The following is a 26078-nucleotide window of genomic DNA, read 5'->3' on the forward strand; positions in this document are numbered from 1 at the left end:
ATTAATATATTTTAAATTATATTACATATTTGTATAAAATTAAAGACTACTGACACTTTGTCAGCAGTCTGAAAAATATAAGGGCTACATTAAAAAGTAGCCCTTATATTTTTATAATGTAAAGAATAAATGTTGTCCTATGGGTATTAAGTTATATTTTTCTACATCATGCATCCAACTGCAAGTTGCTGTAGCGGGATTATAGAAAAATAAAGCTTCTCCTGTAGGATCATTACCATTTAATGCTTCGTATACTGCATCAAAGCATTCTTGTGTTGGTTCAACACTTATTTGACCATCCACAACGCAAGAAAAAGCGTATGGTTGGAAAACAACTTCTTCTATTGTATCAGGAAAACCTGAGTTTAATACTCTGTTTAAAATAACTGATGCAACAGCCACTTTTCCTTCAAATGGTTCGCCTTTACTTTCAGCATATACAATTTGCGACATTAGATAAATATCGCTTTGTGTTAAATAAATTATTTGGTTATTTTCTTTAAAAACTTCTACATAATCATCTTCTGATAAATTTATTACGCTACTATTAATGTAGTTATTTTCTTTACAATTTAAAGCTAAATATTCACCAGTATTATACTGAGAGCGTCTTGCAGTAAGCGCTTTAGGTGAGTATATACTAAGTGCTGAAAGTGAAAGGGTTAGTATAAAACAAAATATAAGTTTTGAAATTTTCATAAGAAACCTCCTTTAGAAATAACCCAATCAAGGTATATTTTATCCAAAAGTTTTAAAAAAATACAATAATTAATCTATTGAATTTTTTAGTGTATCAAGAGAGGTTTGGACATCTTTTAATTTTGAATATGCATTAGAATAATTTTTATCTATATCTTGTTTATTGCTTTCATAACCAGAAGAAGACTTTTCGTATATTACAGCAATTTTAAGTGTATTCAAATAAGTTGAGTATAATTTAAAGGTACTATTCAAACTATTATAGTAAGATACACAATTTTCAGGAATAGAAGAATAACTGAAAGCTTTTTTTACATCAGCAAATTTAGACTCCTTAGAAGCAATATCTTCTAATATTACATCCAATGAACGACTATCTTCACGTATTTTTTCTATGGCCGGTCTTAAATCCTCGAGTAAAGGAGTAAAGTTATCTATAGCAGTATTTAAATTAGATATAAAATTATTATATTGAGAAGTTTTAACAATATTTTCTTTATCCAATTTGTCTAAGGTATTTAAATAGCCTATTAAATTATCAAAAAATAAAATACTATCATCAGGAAAAGTAAATGTTATACCGTAGTATGTCAAATCTTCATAGCTTTTAATACAATCTTCTTTCAATAGTAATATTTGAGATGTAACTTCAGTGTTATTTAGATTAGTATTATAAGATAATACATCAATGCAATAATTATAAAGAGATTTAGTTAAGTCAATTGATGATACTAGTTTAGGAATTAAGTCAGGATATTCATTATTAGCTATACTTAAAGATGAAATGTTATTTTGTAATTCGGAAAGTTCATTAATATTGCTATTTAATATTGATATAGTATTTTTAGTATCAATAGTTAGACCGTTAACACAGTCTTTTAATGATAAATTTATATCATAAAATTTTTGTAAGTATGGAGTAAACTCTTCATCTATTGTACTATCTGTTATAGGATCAATTTTTATTGAAACAGAAGATGTATTATGTTTATATATTAAAAGCATAATACTAGAAGTTAAAGTTACACAAATTAATAAGGTAATTAAGAAAAGTTTATTATTTATAATTTTTTCTTTAATATTTTCCATATAGTCACATCCTTTTGCATAATAAATTATATTTATAATATTTATTTTTATTATTAAATATAGAGTATTAATGATTCTTACATTTTATTTATATTGTTAAAATTACTTAAATATAATTACATAATAAAAAAATAAAAAATAAATAAAAAATAAATAAATTATAAATTTTAACAAATTAAATAATAGTGTATAATTTAATTAGAAAAATTTATGGTGGTGAATTAAATGCAAGATTTTATAACAATTATACTAAATTCACTAAGAAGTATGTCCTTTACAGCTGTTATTGATATTTTAGTAGTAGCTTTTATATTTTATAAGGGATACATGCTTATTAAAGAAACAAGAGCAGAACAATTATTAAAGGGGATTGCATTTATAGTTATTTTGATTCCTATAAGCTCAATATTAAATTTGAGTATGTTGTACTTTATTTTAAGTAAAACATTAACTATTGGAATTATATCTGTTGTAATTATATTTCAACCGGAAATAAGAAGAGCATTAGAGCATTTAGGAAGAAGTGCATTTGAAGATAAAAGAGGTTTTGCAGATGAGAAACAAAGGAATATTTATGTAAGTGAAATTGTAACTGCAGTATCAAATTTAGCTGAAACTAAAACAGGAGCGTTAATAGCAATTGAGCAGGGAACAGGTCTTGGAGAAATTATAAGCTCAGGAACAAAATTAGATGCTAATATAACAGCTAATCTTTTGGAAAATATATTTGTAGTTAATACACCACTTCATGATGGAGCAACAATAATAGGTAGAGATAAAATTATTGCAGCAGGTTGCGTTTTGCCTCTTACGAATAATCAGGAAATAAATAAAAAGCTTGGAACTAGGCATAGAGCGGCAATAGGGCTTTCAGAAATATCTGATGCTCTAATTATAGTTGTTTCTGAAGAAACTGGGGTTATTTCATTGGCTATAAATGGAAGGTTAACTAGGCACTATGATAAAGAAAGACTAAGAAATATACTTTTGAAAATAATGGAGCATAGAGAAAATAAAAATGTTAAAACTGCAGGCAAGAAGGTGAAATCGTGGATAACTGGAATAATAAACAAAAAGTAATTGTTCAAATAGTATGCCTTATATTATCTATAGGCTTATGGTTTTATGTAACTAATATTGAAAATCCAATAAAAACTTATGATATAAGTAAAGTTCCAGTAGAGTTACTTAACCAAGATTCATTAAAGTCAGCAGGGCTTATATTAGCACCAAATCAGCAATTTTATGTTAATTTAACAATAGAGGGACAGAGTCAAGATATTTTTAGAGTAGATAAAAGTGATTTCAAAATAACTGTAGACTTGAGTGAATTCGCGTTTGTAAAGGGAACACAAAAAATACCTGTTACAATAAAAGAAGTTCCTGATAATATACGAGTTAAGAATAGTAGTGCGTTAACAGTAACTGTATCAATAGAAGATTATATAAGTAAAGAGGTTCCTGTTAAGTCTAGGATAGAGGTAATATCTAAATCTAATTATTATGTTTCAACCCCTACATTTACGCCAGAGGTAATAACTATATCAGGTGCAGAGTCTTTAGTAAATAAAGTTGATAAGGTTATTGCACAAGGTCAAGAAAGTAATGTAGTGGAGACTATAGTTAAAAATTATATGGTAACAGCAGTAGATGAAAATGATAATTTAATAGAAGGTGTAGAACTATCAGAGCAATGGGTAGAAGCCAAAATATTAGTTAATGAAGGCAAAAATGTACCTGTAAAAGTAAATACTACTGGGCAGTTACCAGATGGTTTAAGATTAATTTCAATTGAACCAACAGTTAAAGAAATCGGAATAGCAGGGCCACAAAGTGCCTTAGATAATATAAATGAAATAGGAACAGAAGTATTAGATTTATCACAAATTACTGATAGTACCACGTTAAATTTAGCTTTGGGAGTTCCAGATGATATTTTAATTGATAGTGGCGAATATTCAGTTGCTGTTAATATAGTTATAGAAAAATCTCAAACTAAGGAATTTACTATAGGATATTCTATAATAAATCAACAAACAGGATTTATTGTTACGCCAACTGCAGATAAAATTACGTTTAAAGTATCGGGATATGATGAACAATTAAATGCTTTAACAGAGGCAAGTTTTACTGCTACTTTAGATTTAGGAAACTACACAGAGGAAGGTACTTTTACTGTGGATCCGGTAGTAACTTTAGTAAATCCTATAGAAGGTGTTTATATAAGTGATGTAAGTAAGATTGAGTTCAATATTACTAAGGAAACTATACCAGAAGTAAGTGAGGATGAAGAACAAACACAATAAAAGCAAATGGCAAATTATTAGGTTTAAAATAGTTTGCCATTTGTTTTTTTATTTTAATTATTAGTTTATAAAAATATGTTATGGTTAAATAACCTTTAATATATTAATACTAAGTATTGGAATATTAAAATAATATTTATTATGTAATAAGATATGATACAATAATGAAATATAAGTAAGAAATTTATAAGGGTGATTATATGACTATAAGAATTAATAATATAAACTTAGGTTTAGATGATGATAAAAAATTAATAAAAAAGAAAATCAGTAAAAAATTAAGAATATCAGTTGATGAAATTAAAGATTTTAAAATTGTTAGAGAAAGTTTGGATGCTAGAAATAAAGATAATATTAAATTAACTTATGCAATAGAACTTGAACATAAGGATGAAGAAAAACTAGTAAATAGAATACATGATAATGATGTAAGAATAGATGTATCAAAATATGATCCTGATGTTGAGCCAGGAAATGAAATCTTAAATAGTAGACCAGTAGTAGTAGGACTTGGACCAGCAGGATTATTTTCAGCATTAATGCTTGCACAAAAAGGTTATAAACCGTTGGTGATAGAACGAGGAGAAGATGTTGATAAAAGAACAGAGACTGTGGATAAGTTTTGGAAAACTGGAGAGTTAAACTTAGAATCTAATGTACAATTTGGAGAAGGGGGAGCAGGATCTTTCTCTGATGGAAAATTAACTACTAGAATCAAAGATAGAAAATGTGATTATGTATTAGCAGAGCTTGTTAATGCTGGTGCACCAAGTGAAATTACATATGAAGCAAAACCACATGTTGGAACAGACATATTAAAAGATGTTGTTAAAAATATAAGAAATAAAATAATTGCTTTAGGTGGAGAAGTAAAATTTTCTTCTAAGCTTGAGTACATAAAAAGTAGTGATGGTAAAATAAAAAGTATTATAGTAAATGGTGATGAAATACCATGTGATGCACTTGTTTTAGCGTTAGGACATAGCTCAAGGGATACATATGAGATGTTAAGTGATATTGGCGTGTTTATGGAGCCGAAGGCTTTTGCTATTGGAGTTAGAATTGAACATCCACAAGAGATGATAAATGTAGGGCAATATGGAAAGATGGCTAATCATCCAAGGCTACATGCTGCTAGTTATAATTTAACTTATCAAAGCAGAGCATTAAATAGAGGGGTATATTCATTCTGTATGTGTCCAGGAGGAGTTGTCGTTGCAGCAGCTTCTGAAGAAAAAAGATTAGTTTCCAATGGAATGAGTTATCATGCTAGAGATTTAGAGAATTCAAATTCTGCTTTAGTTGTAACTGTGGGTCCAGATGATTTTGAAGGAAATTCAGTATTAAAAGGGATGGAATTCCAAAGACATTATGAAGCATTAGCTTATAAGGTAGGTGGAGGAGAGTATAAAGCTCCAGTTCAGTTATTAGGTGATTTTATGAATGATAGGAAATCAAGTAAATTAGGTGCAGTTACTCCAAGTTATAAGCCAGGATATGAATTTGCTGATATGAGAGAATGTTTACCTAAATTTGTTGTTGATGGAATAAAGGACAGTATAAATAATTTTGATAGAAAGATTAAAGGATATGGAAGACAAGATGCTGTTTTAACAGGAATAGAAACTAGAACTTCAGCACCAGTTAAAATAACAAGAAATGAAAATTTAGAAAGTATTTCTATAAGTGGATTATATCCATGTGGAGAAGGTGCAGGATTTGCAGGTGGTATTGTATCAGCTGCTGTTGATGGGATTAAGGTTGCAGAAAGAATAATTTCTAAATATAAACCTTTATAAAATATAAAAATTTATTATGTATAGATAAAAATATAAATAAGATACTAAAAAATTAATACTTAATTTTTTGGTATCTTATTTTTTATAGAAATAGTTAAAAAATTAACGTGAAGTTTTCTGAAAATTTAGGTTTTTATAAAAAACTTTGGTAAAATTAGCTTAGGTAAATATTTCATTATATAAAAATAAATTCAAAATATTTAAATATATGATATTTATTAAGGGTATTATAGGAGAGGTGTATTATGAGTAAGAATTTTGACGATTTACTTTCTAAATTAAAGGTTACAACAACAAAGAAGGTGGCAGTAGCAGTAGCTCAAGATGAGCCTGTTTTAGAAGCAGTTAAAGCTGCAAAGGAGAGAGGAATTGCAGATGCAATATTAGTAGGGGATACTGAGAAAATAAAAGCAATAGCACATGGTATAGACATGGACTTAAATGATTTTGAAATACTTCATGAAGAGGATGTAAATAAAGCTGCTTTATTAGCTGTACAGTTAGTTTCAAGTGGTTCCGCTGATATGGTTATGAAGGGATTAGTAGATACAGCAACGTTTTTAAGAAGTGTATTAAATAAGGAAGTTGGTCTTAGAACTGGTAAACTTATGTCACATGTAGCTGTATTTGAAATTGAAGGAATAGATAGATTAATTTTATTAACTGACGCAGCTTTTACTACTTATCCAGATTTAAAAGCTAAAACTCAAATTATAAATAATTCAGTAATGGTTGCTAAGGCGTGTGGAATTGATATGCCAAAGGTTGCTCCGGTTTGTGCAGTAGAAGTAGTTAATCCAGATATGCCAGCAACAGTAGATGCAGCACTTTTATCTAAAATGAGTGATAGAGGACAAATTAAAGGATGTATAGTTGATGGTCCATTAGCATTAGATAATGCATTAAGTGAAGAAGCAGCACATCATAAAGGAATAACAGGACCAGTTGCAGGTAAGGCAGATATATTATTACTTCCAAATATCGATGTAGCAAATGTAATGTATAAAACTTTAACATATACTTCAAAAACTAAAAATGGTGGTATATTAGTAGGAACTTCAGCTCCAGTTATATTAACTTCAAGGGCAGATAGTTTTGAAACAAAGGTAAATTCAATAGCATTAGCAGCAGTAGTTGCAGAAGCTAAGAAGTAATATATTTGGAGGTATTGAAAGATGGGATATAAATTATTAATAGTTAATCCAGGTTCTACATCAACTAAAATTGGAGTTTATGAAGATGAAAAAGAACTTTTTGTTGAAACATTAAGACATTCAACAGAAGAAATTTCAAAATATGATACTATATTTGATCAAAAAGATTTTAGAAAAGAAGTAATAATGAAAATATTAAAGGAAAATAATTTTAAAATTGATACATTAGATGCAGTTGTAGGTAGAGGTGGAATGCTAAAACCAATGGCTGGTGGTACTTATGAAATTAATAATGAATTAATAAATGACTTAAAAGTAGGAATTCAAGGACAACATGCTTCTAATTTAGGTGGAATTTTAGCCAATGAAATTGCAAAAGAGGCTAATTCAAAAGCATTTATTGTTGACCCTGTTGTTGTTGATGAGTTAGAAGAGATTGCAAGAATTTCTGGAGTGCCAGAATTGCCAAGAAAGAGTAAATTTCACGCTTTAAATCAAAAAGCAGTAGCTAAGAGATATGGAAAAGAAAGTGGAAAAGGATATGAAAACTTAAATCTTATAGTTGTTCATATGGGAGGTGGAGTTTCAGTAGGAGCTCATAAACTTGGGAAAGTTATTGATGTAAATAATGCTTTAGATGGAGAAGGAGCATTTTCGCCAGAAAGAGCAGGGACAGTTCCAGCAGGTGACTTAGTTAAAATGTGCTTTAGTGGACAATATACTGAATCAGAAATTTATAGCAAAATAGTTGGTAAAGGTGGATATGTTGCATATCTGAAAACTAATGATGCTAGAGATGTGTTAAAGGCTAAAGAAGAGGGTGATGAATATGCTTCATTAATTTATGATGCATTTATTTATCAAGTTTCTAAAGCAATTGGTGAAATGGCAACTGTTTTAAAAGGAAAAGTTGATGCAATAATATTAACAGGAGGAATTGCATATTCACCTGTAGTTGTAGAGAATATAAAAGAAAGAACTGAATGGATTAGTAAAATAGTAGTTTATCCTGGAGAAGATGAACTTTTAGCATTAGCTCAAGGAGCTATTAGAGTTCTTAATGGAGAGGAAAAAGCAAAGGTTTATTAAAAATAGGTTTTATAATAATGAACAAGAGGTTATATCAAATTTAATTGATATAACCTCTTGGCTTTATTATATAAAGTATATTATCAAATACTAAAAATACATAATACTAAATATAAAAAGTTATTAAATTTAATATGATAAAGTGTTAAAATTATGATATATAAAATTTAGGAGTGATACAATGAGTCTTGAAAATTTAGACTTTAAAGAAGATTTAGATGTACTATTTGAAGCAGTTTTAAAATTGCAAAATATTGATGAATGTTATAAATTTTTTGAGGATATTGCAACAATTAATGAGTTAAAAGCTATTTCACAAAGAATACAAGTTGCAAAAATGTTAAAAGATAAAAAGGTATATACAGAGATAGCAGAAACTACAGGAGCTAGTACAGCAACTATTAGTAGGGTAAATAAGTGCCTTAATTATGGTGAAGGTGGATACAATATAGTACTAGAGAGAATGTATCCTAAAAATAACTAAAATTGTAGGAATTTTATATCATTTATAGAATGTTGTAAAATTTCGGTATAAGTTATATACTATATAAGTCAAAGCAATAGATATACTAGGTTAGATGGTGATATATTTTAATTATATAGTATATATTTAAAGTAAAATTAAATAGTAAATAAACTATCCATTTAATAAATTTAATAAGTGAGGTATAAAAATATATGAGTAGAATGTTTGGAACAGATGGTGTTAGAGGTATAGCTAATACAGAGTTAAGTGCTGAATTAGCTTATAGTTTAGGAAGAGCAGGAGCTTTTGTATTAACAGAAGGAACGCATAAACCAAAGATATTAGTAGCTAAAGATACTAGAATATCTGGTGATATGTTAGAAGCAGCTTTAGTTGCAGGTATACTTTCAGTTGGGGCAGAGGCAGTAATATTAGGAGTTGTACCAACGCCAGCAGTTGCTCATTTAACAAGAGAATATAATGCAGATGCAGGGGTAATGATATCAGCATCTCATAATCCAGTTGAATATAATGGAATTAAGTTCTTTGATGGAAAAGGATATAAGTTATCTGATAGCTTAGAAGATGAGATACAAAGAGTAATAGAAAGTGGATTTGAAGGAGTTCCAAGTCCGGTAGGAGGAAATGTAGGAAGATCATACACAGAAGAAACAGCATTAAAGCAATATATAGATTATGCAGTAAGTACAATAAAAACAGACCTTAAAGGGTTAAAGATTGCGTTAGATTGTGCTAACGGTGCAGCATATAAAGCTGCTGTTAAAGCGTTTAGAAGTTTAGGGGCTAGAGTGTATGTAATTAACGATAATCCAGATGGAAATAATATAAATGAAAATTGTGGTTCAACTCATATGGAAGAACTAATGGATTACGTTGTTAGAAAAAATTGTGATATTGGATTTGCATTTGATGGTGATGCAGATAGATGTTTAGCTGTTGATGAAAAAGGAAATATGATTAATGGTGATTTCTTATTAACAATATGTGCAAAAGCTTTAAAAGATGCTGGAAAGTTAAAGGATGATACTTTAGTTGTTACAGTAATGAGTAACTTAGGGTTAGATATTGCAGCTAAGAAAGAACAAATTAACTTAATTAAAACTAAGGTTGGAGATAGATATGTACTTGAAGAAATGCTTAAGGATGGATATATATTAGGCGGAGAGCAGTCAGGTCATATAATATTCTTAGAACATAATACTACAGGAGATGGGCTTGTTACAGCACTTCAAGTAGCATCAATACTTAAAGAAAGTGGAAAGACTTTTAGTGAACTTGCTTCAGTAATGAAGGAATTACCACAAGTATTAGTTAATGCAACTGTTCCAAATGATAAAAAGAATATTTATTTAGAAGATGCAGAAATAGTTGAGGCTATTAAAAAGGTTGAAGCTAAGTTAGAAGGAGCAGGAAGAGTATTAATAAGACCATCAGGAACAGAACCTTTAGTAAGAGTTATGCTTGAAGGAGAAAATCAAGAAGAAATAAATGAAATGGCACATAGTTTAGTAAATTTAATACTAAGTAAGATATAATAATAAAGAGTTATAAATATAATTTTAAAAGAATTATGTTTATAACTCTTTTATCATTTTTAAATAGTTTTTTATATTAAAATAAAAATGAGGAATTTTTATTATATATTAGAATAAATATATAAAATGAAAAAATAGTAAAAAAATACCATGAAAATTACCTTAATAACAAAAATGAAAGAGTAAAATAAAAATAAAATACTAAAATGTTAAAAATTTCAATAAAGCATTGACAGTGTATTAAAAATAAGAGTAATATATTAACAATAACAATATAGTGGAAGTCATTTTAAAAATAAAAACGTTGATAGAGACTGTTATTTAGTATAAAAAGGTACAGAGAGTCCAAGATGCTGAGATTGGATACTTTAGCTAAATAAAAATCACTCTTGAGTTGTATTCTGAAAGCTAAAAAAGTTAGTAGGTGATTACCGGTAAGCACCGTTAAATGCGAGGGTTTGATAGAACCTAGTGATATTAATGATGAGGAAGTTTGTCCCACCGTTATGATTTTATCATTAAGGGTGGGATTTTTTTTATCAAATTTAATTACTTTTTATTGAATAATAGGAAATTTATGTTTAAAGGGGTGGGAGAATGGATAGACATGTGTTATCAGTTTTAGTTAGAAATTCTTCAGGTGTTTTAACAAGAGTTTCAGGTTTATTTTCACGAAGAGGGTTTAATATTGACAGTTTAACTGTTGGAAGAACAGAAAATCCAGAAATATCAAGGATGACTATTAGCTTAAATGGAAATGAGGATATTTTAGAGCAATTTATAAAACAGTTAAATAAGCTTGAAGATGTTCTTAGAGTTTTAGAGCTTAAATCAGATAATTCAGTTTATAGGGAGTTAGTTTTAATTAAAGTGAAAGCGAATGCAGAAGAAAGAGCAGCTATAAATGAAGTTGTAAGAATATTTAGAAGTAAAGTAATTGATATTTCAACAGATACTTTAACGATAGAATTAACAGGGGATGATAGTAAAATAAATGCTTTAATAAAGCTTATGGAAGAATATGAAATAAAGGAATTAGTAAGAACGGGAATATGTGCATTAGAAAGGGGCTCTAATGACATAACAAATTACTGCGAAATATTTAATTAAATCATCAGGGGGCTTTTAAATGAATAGGAGAATTGAAATATTTGATTCTACTTTGAGGGATGGTGCACAGGGTCAGGGAATATCTTTTTCGTTAGAAGACAAAGTAAAAATAGTTAAGGCTTTAGATGAAATAGGAATTGATTATATTGAAGCTGGCAACCCATGTTCAAATCCTAAGGATATGGAATTTTTTAAAATAATAAAAAATATTAATTTAACTAATTCAAAATTAGTAGCTTTTGGGGCAACAAGAAAACCGGAAATAAACATATTAAATGATGAAAATATACAAAGTCTAATAAATGCAGATACAAATGTAGTATCTATTTTTGGAAAGTCATGGTCCTTTCAAGTAAGAGAAATATTAAAAACGACACTTGAAGAAAATTTAAATATGATAAAAGATACAATTGAATATCTAAAATCTAAAAATAAAGAAATTATATTTGATGCAGAACACTTTTTTGATGGATTTAAGGAAGATAAGGAATATGCACTTTCTACTTTAAAAGTAGCAAAAGAAGCAGGTGCCAATGTATTAGTTTTATGTGATACCAATGGTGGTACATTACCCACTGAAATTAAAAATGTATTAGAGGAAGTAATAAAGGTATTAGGAATAAACATAGGAGTACATTGTCATAATGATATGGGAATGGCAGTTGCTAATTCTATTATAGCTGTAGAAGCTGGAGCTAGCCATATACAAGGAACTTTTATAGGGGTTGGAGAACGTTGTGGTAATGCTAATTTAAGTACTATAATACCAACATTATCATTAAAAATGAACTATAACCTTGTAGTTAATAATCATATTAACGACTTAACATCAAAAGCTAGATATATTTCAGAAATATCCAATATACAGCTAGATGATACCACTCCGTATATTGGAAAGTCTGCATTTGCACATAAAGGTGGTATGCATATAGATGCAATTTGTAAGATGCCAAAATCTTATGAGCATATAGATCCAGAGCTTATAGGAAATAAAAGAAGGTTTTTAGTATCTGAAGTTAGTGGTAAAAGCACTATATTACAAGAAATACACAAAATATTTCCTAGTGTAAAAAAGGATGGGGAAGAAGTAAAAAATGTAACTAAAAAATTGAAAGAATTAGAGTATGATGGGTATCAATTTGAAGGAGCAGAGGGAACTATTGAATTATTAATTAGAAAAACAATAGGAAAATATAAACCATTTTTTAAATTAAATCATTTTAAGACTATAGGGGAAAACCCTTGGAATAATAGTGAATTTAGTTCCACTGCTTTAATTAATATAACAGTTGATGGAAAGACAGAAATGACAGCGGCAGAAGGAGATGGTCCGGTAAATGCTTTAGATAAAGCACTTAGAAAGGCTCTTGAGGTATTTTACCCAGAACTAAGATGTGTAAGATTAGTTGATTATAAGGTTAGAGTTCTAGATTCAGAAAGTACAACAGGAGCAAAAGTTAGAGTATTAATTGAAAGTACTGATGGCAATGAAAGCTGGAGTACAGTTGGGGTATCTAAAGATGTAATTCAAGCAAGTTGGATTGCATTAGTTGATTCAATAGAATACAAGCTTATTAAAGATATTGAAAGAAAAGCAAAAGCATATTTTTAAAGGGGGAAAAAACAATGGGAATGACAATGACTCAAAAAATATTAGCTGCTCATGCAGGATTAGAAAAAGTAAAAGCAGGACAATTAATTGAAGCAAACTTAGACTTAGTATTAGGTAATGATATTACTTCACCGGTTGCAGTAAAGGAATTTGAAAAGTTTGGAGTTAAAAATGTTTTTGATAAAGAAAAGATTGCGATAGTACCAGATCACTTTACTCCAAATAAAGATATAAAGGCAGCAGAACAATGTAAATTTATAAGAGAATTTTCAAGAGATAAAGGAATAGTTAATTTCTTTGAAATAGGAGAAATGGGAATTGAACATTGTCTATTACCTGAAAAGGGACTAGTAGTTGCAGGGGATGTTGTAATAGGGGCAGATTCACACACTTGCACTTATGGAGCATTAGGAGCTTTTTCTACAGGAATTGGTTCAACAGATATGGCAGCTGGAATGGCTACAGGTAAGTGTTGGTTTAAAGTTCCTTCAGCATTAAAATTTATATTAAAAGGAAAACCATCAAAATGGGTAAGTGGTAAAGATGTAGTACTTCATATAATTGGAATGATTGGAGTAGATGGGGCTTTATATAAATCAATGGAATTTATTGGGGATGGATTAAAATATTTATCAATGGACGATAGATTTACAATGGCAAATATGGCTATTGAAGCTGGTGGAAAGAATGGAATATTTCCAGTAGATGAAAAAACAATTGAATATTTAAAAGAACATGGAAAGAAAGAGTGGAAGGTATATGAAGCTGATGAAGATGCAGAGTACGATGAAGTATATGAAATAGATTTAAGTGCTTTAAGACCAACAGTTGCTTTTCCACATTTACCTGATAATACGAGAACTATTGATGAAGTTGGAGATATAGAAATAGATCAAGCAGTAATAGGATCATGTACAAATGGTAGAATTTCAGATTTAAGAGTTGCTAGAGATTTATTAAAAGGGAAAAAAGTTAATAAAAGAGTTAGGTGTATAGTATTCCCAGGTACTCAAAAAATTTATTTACAAGCATTAGAAGAAGGTATAATTAAAGATTTAGTGGAAGCAGGAGCAGTAGTTTCAACTCCAACTTGTGGACCATGTTTAGGTGGCCATATGGGTATATTAGCTAAAGGGGAAAGAGCTATTTCAACAACAAATAGAAATTTTGTTGGAAGAATGGGGCATGTTGAATCGGAAGTATATTTAGCTAGTCCAGCAGTAGCTGCAGCTTCAGCAATAACAGGAAAAATAACAAATCCAGAGGAACTTTAAGGGGGTAAATAAATATGAAAGCAATAGGAAAGGTTTTTAAATATGGGGATAATGTAGACACAGATGTAATTATACCAGCAAGATACTTAAATACATCAGATCCAAAGGAACTTGCAAGTCATTGTATGGAAGATATAGACTTGGAGTTTTCAAAGAAAGTAAAAGTAGGAGATATAATAGTTGCGAATAAAAACTTTGGATGTGGGTCGTCTAGAGAACATGCACCAATAGCAATAAAAGAGAGTGGAGTTAGTTGTGTTATAGCTTCAACTTTTGCAAGGATATTTTATAGAAATGCTATAAATATTGGATTACCAATATTAGAATGTGATGAAGCTGTTAAAAATATAGAAGCTGGAGATGAGCTTGAGGTTAATTTTGATAATGGAGTTATTAAAAATTTAACTAAAAATGAAAAATATCAGAGTGAAGCTTTCCCAGAATTTATGCAAAAAATAATAAAAAGTAATGGACTTGTTGGATATATTAAGGCAGCTAGAAATTAGAAGTTTATCTTTAAATTTTTTAAAATTTCTTAATTAAAAAAATAAATAAAGCAATAAGTTATAGAGTTTTAACTAGGTTAAGGGGGATTTAAAATGAATTTTAAAGTTGCAGTTATTCCTGGAGATGGAATTGGACCTGAAGTTATAGATGAAACAATAAATGTATTAAATAAAATAGGTAGTAAATATAAACATAATTTTGAATTTGAGTTTTTACCAGCTGGAGGATGTGCAATAGATGAACTTGGTGTACCACTTCCAGATAAGACTTTAGAAGCGTGTAAAAAGAGTGATGCTGTATTATTAGGGGCAGTCGGAGGGCCAAAGTGGGATAATCCTGATTCTAAAGTAAGACCAGAGCAAGCTTTATTAGGTTTAAGGGGAGGGTTGAATCTTTATTGTAATTTAAGACCAGCATTCTTATATAAACCATTAAAAGAAGCATCACCATTAAAGGACAACATAATAGGTGATGGAATAGATATTTGTGTAGTAAGAGAACTTACTGGGGGTATTTATTTTGGTGAAAGAGGAAGAAAAGTAATAGATGGGATAGAATCGGCATATGATACTGAAAGATATAATGTTCATGAAATAGAGAGAATAGTAAGAATAGGCTTTGATACAGCTATGAAGAGAAAGAAAAAGTTAACTAGTGTTGATAAGGCTAATATATTAGAGAGTTCTAGGTTATGGAGAAGTATAGTGGATAAAATGGCAAAGGATTATCCAGAAGTTGAAGTAAATCATTTATATATAGATAATGCATCAATGCAATTAGTTAGAGATCCAAAACAATTTGATGTTATAGTAACTTCAAATATGTTTGGAGATATATTATCAGATGAAGCATCTATGATAACAGGATCTATAGGAATGCTGCCATCTGCTTCATTAGGTGAAGGAACACTTGGAATGTATGAACCTATTCATGGATCAGCTCCTGACATTGCAGGAAAGGGTGTTGCGAATCCATTAGCAACAATTCTTTCATCAGCAATGATGCTTAGATATAGTTTTAATTTAGAAAAAGAAGCAAAATTAATTGAAGATGCTGTATTAGAAGTTTTAGAAGCAGGATATAGAACCGGTGATATTTATAGTTATGGAACTAAACTTGTTGGCACAAAAGAAATGGGACAACTTGTGGTAGAAAGAATTTAAATTAGGTAGAAGTTATGAATTTATGATGAGATTTTTACTGGGTTTATAAAAAATAGGCTCCTATAAAGTTAATATAAATCAACTTTAATTCATAACTATTAGAACAAAATAACTAATTATTAACTGAATTAATGGGGGGATTTTAAGTGAGAAGTGATATTGTAAAAAAGGGAGTTTCTAGAGCACCACATAGGTCTCTTTTTAAAGCTATAGGATTAACTGATGATGAGATAAATAAACCTTTAATAGGTGTTGTTACATCTCAAAATGATATTATCCCAGGTCATATAAATTTAGATAAGATAGTTGAGGCTGTAAAGAAAGGAATATTGTTATCAGGAGGAACACCATTAGTATTTCCTACTATAGGAGTTTGTGATGGTATAGCAATGGGACATGAGGGAATGAAATACTCTTTAGCAACTAGAGAGCTTATTGCAGATTCTATTGAGTGTATGGTAAAGGCACATGGATTTGATGCATTAGTATTTATACCAAATTGTGATAAGATTGTTCCGGGAATGATAATGGCTTCATTGAGATTAAATATACCATCAGTGATTGTAAGCGGTGGACCAATGCTTGCAGGAAAATTTAATGGAGATGATGTTTCTTTATCAACTGTATTTGAAGCGGTAGGAGCTGTTGAAAGCGGATTGATGCTTGAAGCAGATTTAGCAGAGTTAGAAGAAAAAGCTTGCCCTACATGTGGTTCATGTTCAGGTATGTTTACAGCCAATTCAATGAATTGTTTAGCTGAAGTTTTAGGATTAGCCTTACCAGGTAATGGAACAATACCTGCAGTTTATTCAGAAAGAATAAGACTTGCAAAACAAGCTGGAATGGCTGTAATGAAATTATTAGAAAGAGATATAAAACCAAGGGATATAGTTACTGAAGATGCCATAAAAAATGCACTAACAGTAGATATGGCACTTGGATGTTCAACCAATAGTGTTCTTCATTTGACGGCAATTGCAAATGAAGCAAAGTTACCTATAAATCTTGATATTATAAATGAAATGTCGGCAAAGATTCCTAATCTTTGTAAACTTGCACCAGCATCGGATACTCATATAGAAAATTTATATGCAGCTGGTGGAATAAGAGCTGTAATGAGTGAATTAAATAAGAAACACTTAATAAATTTAAATTGTATTACTGCAACAGGAAAGTGTGTTGGAGAAAATATAAAAAATGCAAAGGTATTAGATTATTCAGTAATAAAACATATAGAAGAGCCGTATAGTGAAACAGGTGGGATTGCAATATTAAAAGGTAACTTAGCTGTAGATGGAGCTGTTGTAAAAAGATCAGCAGTACTTAAGGAAATGTTAAAGCATGAGGGACCAGCAAAGGTATTTAATTCTGAGGAAGAAGCAATAGAGGCCATTTTAGGAAAGAAAATAGTAAAAGGAGATGTTGTAGTAATTAGATATGAAGGACCAAAGGGTGGTCCAGGTATGAGAGAAATGTTATCTCCAACATCAGCAATTTGTGGAATGGGACTTGATACATCAGTAGCACTAATCACCGATGGAAGATTTAGTGGAGCAACAAAAGGAGCTGCAATAGGACATGTATCACCCGAGGCAGCTGAGGGTGGAACTATTGCGCTTGTTGAAGATGGAGATTTAATATCTATTGATATATTAAATGGAAAATTAGATTTACTTGTAAGCAATGAAGAGCTAAATAAGAGAAGAGAGAAACTTAGACCTATAGAACCAAAGGTTAAAGAAGGATATTTAGCGAGATATGCAAAATTAGTAAGTTCAGCAAGCACAGGAGCAGTATATAAATAGTTATAAATTTTTAATTTATAACTAAATTAAGGGGGTGTATTTTTATATGTTATTAAGTGGGGCTGAAATTTTAGTAAAGACTTTAATTAGTGAAGGCGTTGATACCATATTTGGATATCCAGGGGGATCAGTTCTGAATATTTATGATTATCTATATAAATATAAAGATCAATTAAAGCATTATTTAACATGTCATGAACAAAGTGCTGCTCATGCAGCAGATGGATATGCTAGAGCAACTGGAAAGGTTGGAGTCTGTATAGCAACTTCAGGACCTGGAGCAACTAATCTTGTAACTGGAATAGCTACTGCTTATATGGATTCAACTCCAATGGTTGCAATTACAGGAAATGTACCGAAAGCATTGTTAGGAAAAGATAGTTTTCAAGAAGTCGATATAACAGGGATTACAATTCCAATAACAAAGCACAATTTCATTGTTAAAGATGTTAATGAATTGCAGGGGATAATTAGAAAAGCATTTTATATTGCAAAAGAAGGAAGACCGGGACCTGTATTAATAGATATTCCAAAAGATATAACTATCGAGAAGTCAGATTATGAAGATTTAGATCCTATAGAAGTAACTCCAAAAGTAAAACATATCACAAAAGATGTTCTAGATGAGGTTGCAAGATATATAAATTCATCACAAAAACCATTGATATATGCTGGTGGCGGTGTTATAAATTCAGGCGCAACAGAAGAATTGATTGATATTGCTGAAAAAATAAATGCACCTGTTGCAACAACTTTAATGTGTAGAGGTGCTATACCATCTGAACATAGATTAAATACAGGTATGATAGGGATGCATGGAAGTAATGCTTCAAATATTTTGGCAACAAAATGTGATTTAATAATTGCTTTGGGTGCTAGATTTAGTGATAGAGTAATAAGTGATAAAGAGTTTATTAATAATGCAAAAGTTGTACAAATTGATGTCGATCCTGCAGAAATAAATAAGAATGTAAAGGTAGACTCTTTTATAATTGGAGATATTAAAAGCACATTACAAAAATTAATACCATTAATAAAGGAAAAGAAAAATGAAGAGTGGTTACAAACAGTAGAAAATTTAAAAAATTTATCTGCAAGCAAAAATAATGATGAAAAAAGTGAAGAATTAACTCCAAGATTTCTATTTGAAAAACTTAGTGAAATAGATGATGGAAAGTTTATTATTACTACAGAAGTTGGACAGCATCAAATGTGGACTGCACAGTACTTTAATTTTAAAAATCCAAGGACTTTAATATCATCAGGAGGTCTTGGAACTATGGGATTTGGACTTGGTGCAGCAATTGGAGTTAAAATAGCTCAACCAGATAAGACAGTATTTAATATTGCTGGCGATGGTAGCTTTGGGATGAATTGTAATGAGTTTGCAACAGCTGTTAAATATAATATTCCAATAAAGGTTATTGTAATGAATAATAATGCTTTAGGAATGGTTAGACAATGGCAAAGCTTGTTTTATGAAGCTAGATATTCACAAACTACTCTTGATAGAGCAACAGATTTTGTAAAGCTTGCAGAAGCTTTTGGTGGAGTTGGATTTAGAGTAGAAAAAAGAGAAGAACTAGAAAATGTATTATCAAGTGCTTTAATTACAAATAAGCCGGTAATAATTGATTATAGAATAGATAGTGATAAAAAAGTTTTTCCTATGGTGGCACCAGGTGCACCAATTCATCAAATAATAAATGAAGAAGATGTTATGGGCAGTTAACCATGTAATCTAAATTTCTATCAAAATTTATTGGTAGTAATTTTATTAGATAAATATAATTAGTAAATTGGGGGTATTGAAAATGGCAAAAATGTTTTATGAAAAGGACACAAATTTAGATTTATTAAAAGGAAAGAAAGTAGCTATAATTGGTTATGGTAGCCAAGGACATGCTCATGCTTTAAATCTTTATGAAAGTGGAGTTAATGTAGTAGTTGGACTTTATGAAGGTAGTAAATCTTGGGATAAAGTTAAGGAAGCAGGTTTAGAAGTTGAAACAGTTTCAAATGCAGTAAAAGGAGCAGATGTTGTAATGATGCTTGTACCAGATGAAAAGCAAGCTAAATTATATAGAGAAGAAGTTGCTCCATATTTAGAAGAAGGAAATGCTTTAGCATTTGCTCATGGATTTAATATTCACTATGGACAAATAGTTCCACCTTCAAATGTTGATGTGTTCATGGTTGCACCAAAGGGACCTGGACATATGGTAAGAAGAACATATACTGAGGGTTCTGGAGTACCTTGTTTAATAGCTGTTCAACAAGATTATACTGGACATGCAAAGGAATTAGCATTAGCTTATTCAAATGGAATTGGTGGAGCTAGAGCAGGAGTTCTAGAAACTACATTTAAGGATGAAACAGAAACAGATTTATTTGGGGAACAAGCAGTTCTTTGTGGAGGGTGTACAGCTCTTATTAAAGCAGGGTTTGAAACTTTAGTTGAAGCTGGATATGCCCCAGAAAATGCTTATTTTGAATGTTTACATGAGATGAAGCTTATTGTTGATTTAATGTATCAAGGTGGTATGGCTGCAATGAGATATTCTATTTCAGATACAGCTGAATATGGAGATTATGTAACTGGTAGTAGAATTGTTACAGAAGAAACTAAAAAGGAAATGAAAAAAGTATTAACTGAAATTCAAGATGGTACATTTGCTAGAAATTGGTTAATGGAAAATCAAGTTGGTAGACCACAATTTAATGCAATGAGAAGAATAGAATCAGAACATCCAATTGAGAAAGTTGGAAAAGAGTTAAGAGAAATGATGTCTTGGATAGATACTAAGAAATTAGACTAATATTATATGTAAGTAGCAATAGTAATGAAACGCATCTTTATATTTAATAGGGATGTGTTTTTTATCTTATTAAATGTAAGAAGTTTACAACAATATTTGGTTAATGGTAGAATTAGGTAAATAGGTATTGAACATATTTTATTTATTTAGGGGGAAATAAAATGGAATTGAAGACAAAAATAGAGGATAAAAAAGTATTTACTAGAATTGGATTTGCAGTTTTGGTTTGTATGATTGTGGTTAATGTAGTGCAAGTAGTGTATTTTTCAGTTTTAAATTTAATAGATCCAGGATTATTACAAAAACCGTGGGTGAATTATTTAGCAATTGCAATTAGTTTTTATTTAATAGGATTTCCTATATTTTATGGAATGGTAAAAAAACTTCCAGAAGGAGAAAAGAAGGAGGTTAAAAATTTAAGTATAGGTAAAATAATATCACTGTTTTTCATGTCATATGCTATGGTTTATATAATAAATTTTTTAACTTCAATTCTTATAATGCTTGTTGGAAGTTTGAAAGGTAGTGATGTAGTAAATCCAATAGCTGAGGTAGTAGGAAATAGTACATGGATATGGAGCTTAATTTTTGTTGGAATATTATCGCCTATTATTGAGGAATTAATGTTTAGAGGTATAATGCTTAATAAAATAAGAATATATGGAGATAAAGTAGCTATAATTACAACAGCTATTTTATTTGGATTGTTTCATGCAAACTTTTCTCAATTCTTTTATGCAGTTGCATTAGGACTTGTTTTTGCATATGTGACATTAAAAACAGGAACTATAAAATACTCAATAATACTTCATATAGCAGTTAATATGGTTGGAAGTGTAATAATGCCAGCGATTGTTGGGGATGGATCTAATATACAATTAGTTGGATTAGCGGGTATTATTTTAATAATAGTTTCAATTATAGGTGTAGTATTATTACTAAAGAATAGGAAAAAAATATATTTGTCAGAAGGAGAAATAATATTAGATAAAAGCTCAGAGTTTAAAACTATTTGGGTTAATACAGGAATGATATTATATGTAATTATATGTTTAGCATCAATGATATATATTCTTATATAAGTGTAAAGTTTAATATTGGCAATTTAAAATATATTTAACAATATATTTAAAAAAGTATTGCAAAGTCATAAAAGGTAATATATTATAAATTATAAGGTAACAAATAACTTATTTAAAGGTAATATTATTTGTTTAAAGAGATAATTTAAAAGAGTTGATAAAGGGGAAAGAATTATGTTGATTTTAACTATTGAAAATATACCAGGAAAAGAGATTAAAGAAATTAAGGGATTAGTAAAAGGAAGCACAGTTAGATGTAAGAACATAGGGAAAGATATTACTGCAAGCTTTAAAAATTTAGTTGGTGGCGAAATGACAGGATATAATGAAATGCTAACTGAAGCAAGACAAATTGCTATAGGAAGAATGGTAGATGAAGCAGAAGCTATAGGAGCAAATGCAATAATAGGAATGAAGCTTATGTCTTCAGCTGTGGCAGCAGGGGCTGCAGAAATGGTAGCCTATGGTACAGCAGTAGTTATTGAGTAGGTGAGGAATAGTGGATATTATGATTATTCCTATAATTATTTTAGTGATTTATACCATATTATTTATTGGAGCTATAGCACTAATTATTTGGGCTATATCGTCTAGATTAAAAGAAAAGAAAGAAGAGAAAGATAAATTAGATAAGTATAAGAAGTATTAACAATATATAATATATTTAAGAATAAAAAATAGCTTGATTAGTTTCAGGCTATTTTTTTATGAAATTAATAAAAACACGAATATTTACAAGTGAATTTAAGAGAAAAATATGGAATAAATCGAAAAAATATAGACAATTTTGTAGTTTTATATTAATATTATTTGTATAATAAATAAAAAGTAATCGGATTTATCGTATAAAGTTGGAAATAAGGTCCAACAGTTTCTACCAAATCACCATAAATGGTTTGACTACGATATTAGTGTTATTCATATCAAATTTAATATCAAATTTTATCCTCGGCATGCGATAAATATTACGATTACATAAAAATGCATGGAGGGATAACAAATGACAGATTTCATATCTAAATATTTTAATTTTCAAGAAAAAAATACAAGTTTAAAAACAGAAACAATAGCGGGTATAACTACATTTTTAACAATGTCATATGCTTTATTTTTAATTCCTAGTGTTTTAGCTGATGCAGGAATGCCAAAGGATAGTGTTTTCGTTGCAACTGCAGTAGCAGCGGCAGTTGGTACATTAATTATGGGGATATTTGCTAAATTCCCAATGGCATTAGCACCAGGAGTAGGATTAAATGCTTTCTTTACATATAGTGTTTGCATCGGTATGGATATTCCATGGCAAACAGCATTATCAGGAGTATTAGCGTCAGGAATTATATTTTTAATAATATCAGCAACAGGATTAAGAGAGTTAGTAATTAAAGCAATACCAACAAATTTAAAATTTGCAGTAAGTTCAGGAATAGGTTTATTTATAGCTTTTATAGGTTTAAAAAACGCAGGGATTGTTGTAGCTAATTCATCAACATTTGTAGCACTTGGAGATTTAACAAATCCGACAGTTTTACTTTCAGTATTTGGTTTAGTAGCTATATCAATATTTATGGTAAGAGGTTCACAAATTGCAATATTTTTAGGAATGGCTTTAACAGTAATTGTAGGTATGATATTTGGATTAATTGATTTACCAACTTCAGTAATATCAATGCCACCATCAATGGCACCAACTTTTGGAGTTGCAATAAAAAATATCGGAAATATATTTAATCCACAAATGGTTTTAGTTATATTTACTTTCTTATTTATGGATTTCTTTGATACAGCAGGAACATTAGTTGCAGTTGGTTCAAAGGTGGGATTACTTAAAAAAGATGGTTCAGTAGAAGGTGGTTCTAAGGCATTACTTGCAGACTCTGTTGCAACTTGTATAGGTTCAATATTTGGAACTACTAATACAACATCTTATGTTGAATCATTATCAGGAGTAGCAGTAGGAGCAAAAACAGGTTTTTCAAGTGTTGTAGTAGGAGTGTTATTTTTAGTTTCATTATTTTTCTCACCATTACTTACAGTCATAACTTCTGCAGTAACTGCACCAGCACTTATTATAGTTGGGTCATTAATGTGTAGTTCACTTAAAGAAATTGAGTGGGAGAAAAGTGAAGTTTCAATATCAGCATTTTTAACTATAATATTAATGCCTTTAACTTATAGTATAGGTGAAGGAATTGCATGCGGATTCTTATCTTATGTAGTGCTTATGATGTTTAAAGGAAAAGCTAAAAAAGTACATCCAGTTATGTATGTTTTAGCAGTATTATTTATAATATATTTTGCTATTAGATAAAAATATATACGGTTATTATTTTAATATAGAATCATTATTAGTATTTAATATATTTTACTTTTATTATATAGTTGTTACAAGATTAATAGATAAAGCTATATTTACAAATGAAAAGTCTAACTGTATAATTAATCTGTAGTTTGGAAATAACTAAGATAATAAATGCGTTGAAGAGGAGCAGTAAATAGAATTTTATTTTAAAGCGATTTAGGAATGGTGGAAGCCTAAAATTTAAAACTATTGAAGGAAGCCTTGGAGCAAGAAAAGTGAATAAGTATTTGAGTGGGTTAATTTATATTAATCAATTTAGGTGGTAACGCGGAATATAAGTTTTCGTCCTAAGAGTATTTGGGATGGAAACTTTTTTATTTACTAAGAAATTAATTATTGTAAAGAAATCAATTAAGAAATTAAGATAATTATTTATATAGGTATCTTTGCTTAATTGTTATTTATATTTTATAAAAGTAAAGGAGAAAGTAATATGGCATTTGAAAAATTAGCTGAATTAATATTCCCTAATGTAGAGCATGATAGAGAATATTATATTGAAAAATATCCGAAGAGAAATTTAAAAGAAGGTGCTAGAGTAACTAGATATGCACCATCACCAACAGGATTTCAACATATAGGTGGGGTTTTTGCTGCATTAATCAATGAAAGATTAGCAAGCCAAAGTGAAGGCGTATTCTACTTAAGAATAGAAGATACAGATCAAAAGAGAGAAGTAGAAGGTGCTATTGAAGATACAATTATGACTATGCATAAGTTTGGAATGGACTTTAGCGAAGGTATGACTGGACAAGAAACTTCAAAAGGTGAATATGGTCCATACAGACAAAGTGAAAGAGCAGAAATATATAGAACTTTTGCTAAAGATTTATTAATAAAAGGATTAGCATATCCAGATTTTTGTACTCCAGAAGAATTAGCAGCTCTTAGAGAAGAACAAATTGCAAATAAGATTACTCCTGGATATTATGGAGAATATGCTAAGTATAGAAATATTACTGAAGAGGAAGCTATTGAAAGAATAAATAATGGTGAAACTTATATAATAAGATTAAAATCACCTGGAAATATAGAAAATAGAGTAGAATTCCATGATTTAATAAAGGGAGATATATCTTTCCCAGAAAACAATCAGGATGTAGTTTTAATAAAAGGAGATGGACTTCCTACATATCATTTTGCACATGCAATTGATGATTATTTAATGAGAACTACAGATGTAATAAGAGGAGAAGAATGGTTATCATCACTTCCAATACATGTTCAATTATTTGAAGTATTAGGATTTGAAAGACCAAACTATGCTCATATTCCAACAATAATGAAGCAAGAAGGTGGATCTAAGAGAAAGCTTTCTAAGAGAAAAGATGCAGAAGCTGCAGTTTCTTATTATCATGAAGTAGGATATCCAGTAGTATGTGTTATTGAATACTTATTAAATATAGTAAATTCAAGCTATGAAGAATGGAGAGCAGAAAATCCTACTGCTGATTATCATGAATTCCATGTTGCTCTAGAAAAAATGAGTAAGAGTGGGGCATTATTTGATTTAGTTAAGTTAAATGACGTTTCTAAGGATGTTATAGCAAGAATGTCAGCTAATGAAGTATATGAACAATATACTGAATGGGCAAAAGTGTATGATGAAGAAATGTATAACTTAGTAATTTCAAATGAAACAATGTCTAAAGAAATATTCAACATAGATAAAGATGGTCCAAAACCAAGAAAAGACTTTGCTAAATGGGATGAAGTAAAAGATAAAATATTCTATTTCTATGATGAATTATTCTACAATGAAACTGCTGAACAAATAGAATTACCAAAAACTTTATCATTAGAAAATGCTAAAGCTGTAATTGAAGAATATGCTAAAAAGTTTAACTTTAATGCTGGAAGTCAAGAAAATTGGTTTGAAGATTTAAAAGTAATTGGAGCAGAACTTGGATATTGTGCAAATAGAAAAGAATATAAAGCTAACCCAGATTCATACAAAGGAATGATTTCTGATGTTGCTGGAGCAGTAAGAAGTGCATTATCACATAGAACAAACACTCCAGATCTTTACACAATAATGCAAATTATGGGTGAAGAAAAAGTTAGAGAAAGATTTAATAAGTTTTTAGAAATATAATAAAAAAAGATAAGCGAAAGCTTATCTTTTTTTTATTAAGGGTAGAGAATTAAAATTATTACTTAATTTATAAATGTGTATTTCCATTTTAGAT

At 29.6% G+C, this 26078-nt stretch carries 22 protein-coding genes and 1 riboswitch; of the genes, 20 read left to right on the plus strand and 2 right to left on the minus strand.

Annotated elements, in window-relative coordinates:
• Positions 1 to 111: 111 nt before the first annotated feature.
• Together LPC13_RS06230 and LPC13_RS06235 are read right to left on the minus strand one after the other, a co-directional pair.
• The gene (locus tag LPC13_RS06230; RefSeq protein WP_005211142.1) at positions 112 to 699 is read right to left on the minus strand and encodes a cell wall hydrolase; all 588 of its coding nucleotides are present in this window, start codon (positions 697 to 699) and stop codon (positions 112 to 114) included.
• Between the two features lie 69 nt (positions 700 to 768).
• Complete coding sequence (locus LPC13_RS06235; protein ID WP_195244170.1) at positions 769 to 1788, minus strand: hypothetical protein; 1020 nt, start codon at positions 1786 to 1788, stop codon at positions 769 to 771.
• Between the two features lie 225 nt (positions 1789 to 2013).
• Here LPC13_RS06235 and cdaA point away from each other — a divergent pair, with 225 nt between their 5' ends.
• The 20 genes from cdaA to gltX all read left to right on the plus strand — a co-directional run bounded on the left by cdaA (position 2014) and on the right by gltX (position 25984).
• Positions 2014 to 2868, plus strand: a complete 855-nt coding sequence (gene cdaA, locus LPC13_RS06240) for a diadenylate cyclase CdaA (RefSeq protein ID WP_005211137.1) — start codon at positions 2014 to 2016, stop codon at positions 2866 to 2868.
• Entirely contained in the window at positions 2838 to 4094 is a 1257-nt protein-coding gene (locus tag LPC13_RS06245; RefSeq protein ID WP_195244171.1) for a CdaR family protein, read from the plus strand. The genes cdaA and LPC13_RS06245 overlap by 31 nt, the downstream gene beginning before the upstream one ends.
• A 200-nt stretch (positions 4095 to 4294) precedes the next feature.
• Positions 4295 to 5893 (plus strand): NAD(P)/FAD-dependent oxidoreductase, encoded by a 1599-nt coding sequence (locus LPC13_RS06250; RefSeq protein WP_195244172.1) that lies wholly within the window; start codon positions 4295 to 4297, stop codon positions 5891 to 5893.
• 245 nt (positions 5894 to 6138) lie between these two features.
• Positions 6139 to 7047 (plus strand): phosphate butyryltransferase, encoded by a 909-nt coding sequence (gene ptb, locus LPC13_RS06255; protein ID WP_005211129.1) that lies wholly within the window; start codon positions 6139 to 6141, stop codon positions 7045 to 7047.
• A gap of 21 nt (positions 7048 to 7068) precedes the next feature.
• Positions 7069 to 8136, plus strand: coding sequence for a butyrate kinase (gene buk, locus LPC13_RS06260; RefSeq protein WP_195244173.1), 1068 nt, complete (start codon positions 7069 to 7071; stop codon positions 8134 to 8136).
• A 181-nt stretch (positions 8137 to 8317) separates the two neighbouring features.
• Positions 8318 to 8620, plus strand: a complete 303-nt coding sequence (locus tag LPC13_RS06265) for a YerC/YecD family TrpR-related protein (protein ID WP_005211127.1) — start codon at positions 8318 to 8320, stop codon at positions 8618 to 8620.
• A 194-nt stretch (positions 8621 to 8814) separates the two neighbouring features.
• On the plus strand, positions 8815 to 10158 hold the full coding sequence (glmM, locus tag LPC13_RS06270; RefSeq protein ID WP_195244174.1) for a phosphoglucosamine mutase: 1344 nt from the start codon (positions 8815 to 8817) through the stop codon (positions 10156 to 10158).
• Positions 10159 to 10755: 597 nt separating this feature from the next.
• Complete coding sequence (gene ilvN, locus LPC13_RS06275) at positions 10756 to 11268, plus strand: acetolactate synthase small subunit (protein WP_005211123.1); 513 nt, start codon at positions 10756 to 10758, stop codon at positions 11266 to 11268.
• 19 nt (positions 11269 to 11287) lie between these two features.
• A complete protein-coding gene (cimA, locus tag LPC13_RS06280; protein WP_005211113.1) occupies positions 11288 to 12880 on the plus strand; it encodes a citramalate synthase in 1593 nt (530 codons plus the stop codon).
• Positions 12881 to 12894: 14 nt separating this feature from the next.
• Entirely contained in the window at positions 12895 to 14154 is a 1260-nt protein-coding gene (gene leuC, locus LPC13_RS06285) for a 3-isopropylmalate dehydratase large subunit (RefSeq protein ID WP_005211112.1), read from the plus strand.
• 14 nt (positions 14155 to 14168) lie between these two features.
• Entirely contained in the window at positions 14169 to 14660 is a 492-nt protein-coding gene (gene leuD / locus LPC13_RS06290; RefSeq protein WP_005211110.1) for a 3-isopropylmalate dehydratase small subunit, read from the plus strand.
• A 93-nt stretch (positions 14661 to 14753) separates the two neighbouring features.
• Positions 14754 to 15824, plus strand: a complete 1071-nt coding sequence (gene leuB / locus LPC13_RS06295; protein WP_234088701.1) for a 3-isopropylmalate dehydrogenase — start codon at positions 14754 to 14756, stop codon at positions 15822 to 15824.
• 146 nt (positions 15825 to 15970) lie between these two features.
• Positions 15971 to 17629 carry a dihydroxy-acid dehydratase gene (gene ilvD, locus LPC13_RS06300; RefSeq protein WP_005211106.1) on the plus strand — a complete coding sequence of 553 codons (1659 nt, stop codon included), beginning with the start codon at positions 15971 to 15973 and terminating at the stop codon, positions 17627 to 17629.
• A 46-nt stretch (positions 17630 to 17675) separates the two neighbouring features.
• Positions 17676 to 19361, plus strand: coding sequence for a biosynthetic-type acetolactate synthase large subunit (gene ilvB, locus LPC13_RS06305; RefSeq protein ID WP_005211104.1), 1686 nt, complete (start codon positions 17676 to 17678; stop codon positions 19359 to 19361).
• Between the two features lie 82 nt (positions 19362 to 19443).
• Entirely contained in the window at positions 19444 to 20448 is a 1005-nt protein-coding gene (gene ilvC / locus LPC13_RS06310; RefSeq protein ID WP_195244179.1) for a ketol-acid reductoisomerase, read from the plus strand.
• A gap of 161 nt (positions 20449 to 20609) precedes the next feature.
• The gene (locus tag LPC13_RS06315; protein WP_234088702.1) at positions 20610 to 21530 is read left to right on the plus strand and encodes a CPBP family intramembrane glutamic endopeptidase; all 921 of its coding nucleotides are present in this window, start codon (positions 20610 to 20612) and stop codon (positions 21528 to 21530) included.
• Positions 21531 to 21704: 174 nt separating this feature from the next.
• Entirely contained in the window at positions 21705 to 22019 is a 315-nt protein-coding gene (locus tag LPC13_RS06320) for a heavy metal-binding domain-containing protein (RefSeq protein WP_195244181.1), read from the plus strand.
• 10 nt (positions 22020 to 22029) lie between these two features.
• Positions 22030 to 22179: a hypothetical protein gene (locus LPC13_RS06325; protein WP_005211096.1), complete on the plus strand. Its 150-nt coding sequence runs from the start codon at positions 22030 to 22032 to the stop codon at positions 22177 to 22179.
• Between the two features lie 172 nt (positions 22180 to 22351).
• Positions 22352 to 22453, plus strand: a riboswitch (purine riboswitch).
• A 77-nt stretch (positions 22454 to 22530) separates the two neighbouring features.
• Positions 22531 to 23838, plus strand: coding sequence for an NCS2 family permease (locus LPC13_RS06330; RefSeq protein ID WP_005211094.1), 1308 nt, complete (start codon positions 22531 to 22533; stop codon positions 23836 to 23838).
• A 484-nt stretch (positions 23839 to 24322) separates the two neighbouring features.
• A complete protein-coding gene (gene gltX, locus LPC13_RS06335; protein ID WP_234088703.1) occupies positions 24323 to 25984 on the plus strand; it encodes a glutamate--tRNA ligase in 1662 nt (553 codons plus the stop codon).
• The last annotated feature ends 94 nt before the right edge of the window (positions 25985 to 26078 follow it).

Origin of the sequence: Clostridium celatum, assembly GCF_021412605.1 — a bacterium.
GTDB lineage: Bacteria > Bacillota > Clostridia > Clostridiales > Clostridiaceae > Clostridium > Clostridium celatum.